A 1,762-nucleotide genomic window follows, 5' to 3' on the forward strand; every position below is an offset into this window, starting at 1 on the left:
GTATGTACCAGGCGCCCCATGTGGCCGGAAAATTGACGGTCGATCAGCGCACTGGCTGATGCACCCGCTCCACCTTCTGGGTCCCGTTCAGCGTCCGGTACGACCGGCTCCAGGCGGATGTGGCACCCGGCTGCCGCTTGTCGGACACCACGTAGTAGTCCATCTGCGAACGCTCCGCCGTCACGTCCAGCACCCCGTAGCCGTGCGCGTCCATGTCGAGCCACTTCACGTGCCAGTTGGCGGCCTTGATGGCCGACTCGGCCACCAGCGAGAGGGTGTCCGGCAGGACGTGGAGCATGTCGTCGAGGTTGTCGGAGGTCACCGAGGTGACCACGAACTCGGTCGCCGCCGTCCCCGAGCCCGGGTAGGTGGCCATGTTCACCGGGACCTCGTTCGCCCACGCCATGTGGATGTCGCCGGTCAGGAACACGGTGTTCTTGACGCCCCGGTCCTTGAGGTGGCCCAGCAGCTCCTTGCGGTCGTCCGTGTAGCCGTCCCATTGGTCCACATTGATCGCGAGGCCGCCCTCGGGCAGGCCGAGCAGCTTGGCCAGCGGCGCCAGCAGGTGCGCGGGCAGCGAGCCGAAGGCCACCGGCGAGATCATGACCGAGGTGCCGACCAGCTTCCAGGTCGCCTCCGACCCGGCGAGGCCCGACTTGAGCCAGTCCAGCTGGGCGCGCCCGGTGATGGTGCGCTCCGGGTCGTCCACCGAGCCGCTGCCGGTCTTGGCCTGCTGCGAGCGGAAGGAGCGCAGGTCCAGCAGGTGCAGGTCGGCGAGGGTGCCGAAGCGCAGCCGGCGGTAGACCGTGCCCGCGATGGAGGCGCGTACGGGCATCCACTCGAAGTACGCCTGCTTGGCGGCGGCCGCGCGGGCCGCCCACTCGCCCTCGGCGCCCGGCGTGTGGTTCTCGGCGCCGTCGGCCCAGGTGTCGTTGGCGAACTCGTGGTCGTCCCAGATGGCGATGACCGGGTGCGCGTGGTGCAGGGCCTGCAGGTCGGCGTCCGTCTTGTACATGCCGTGGCGGCTGCGGTAGTCGGCGAGCGAGACGATCTCGTGCTTCGGCTCGTGCGGGCGTACGACGTACTTCGCCTCCGGATATCCCCCCGACTGGTACTCGTAGATGTAGTCGCCCAGGTGCAGGACCGCGTGCAGGTCCGTGCGGGCGGCCAGATGGCGGTAGGCGGAGAAGTAGCCGGACTCCCAGTTGGCGCAGGAGACCACGCCGAAGCGGACCCCCTCGGTCGTCGCCTCGTGGGCCGGGGTGGTCAGGGTGCGCCCGACGGGTGAGACGGCGGCGCCGGCGGTGAACCGGTACCAGTACGGCGTCTGCGGCCGGAGCCCGCGCACGTCCACCTTGACCGTGTGGTCGGTGGCGGCACTCGCGGTGACGGTGCCCGAGCCGACGATCCGGGAGAAGGCCTTGTCGGACGCCACTTCCCAGCCCACCTGGGTGGCCGGGCCGAGCCCGGAGCCGGGTATGGCCTCGGAGTTCGGGGTGACGCGGGTCCACAGCAGGACCCCGTCGGGCAGCGGGTCGCCCGACGCGACACCGTGGAGGAAGGCGGGCGCGGTGCCCGCCGCGTGGGCGGCCGAGGCGCCCAACGAAGTGAGGGGGGCCAGCGCGGCTGTGGCCGCAGCGGCCATAACGACCGTACGGCGGCGGGGGGTTGCCGCTGACTGGGAGGAGGTGAGATGACTGGTCACGGATGATCATATTACCGACGGGTACACCCGTGGGGCCAGGTGCGGGAATGCAAAAGG

The 1,762-nt window shown here is 70.4% G+C and carries 1 protein-coding gene; it reads right to left on the reverse strand.

The genetic code is table 11. From position 1 onward, the window contains the following. Positions 1 to 43: 43 nt before the first annotated feature. Positions 44 to 1,645 (reverse strand): alkaline phosphatase D family protein, encoded by a 1,602-nt coding sequence (locus ACWGIU_RS37185; protein ID WP_453712479.1) that lies wholly within the window; start codon positions 1,643 to 1,645, stop codon positions 44 to 46. Positions 1,646 to 1,762: the final 117 nt, after the last annotated feature.

The organism is Streptomyces sp. NPDC054840, assembly GCF_053611065.1.

Bases quoted from the DNA above. Each gene is read 5' to 3' on its own strand.
- ACWGIU_RS37185 (WP_453712479.1), bottom strand. From the start codon at position 1,645: ATGGCCGCTGCGGCCACAGCCGCGCTGGCCCCCCTCACTTCGTTGGGC.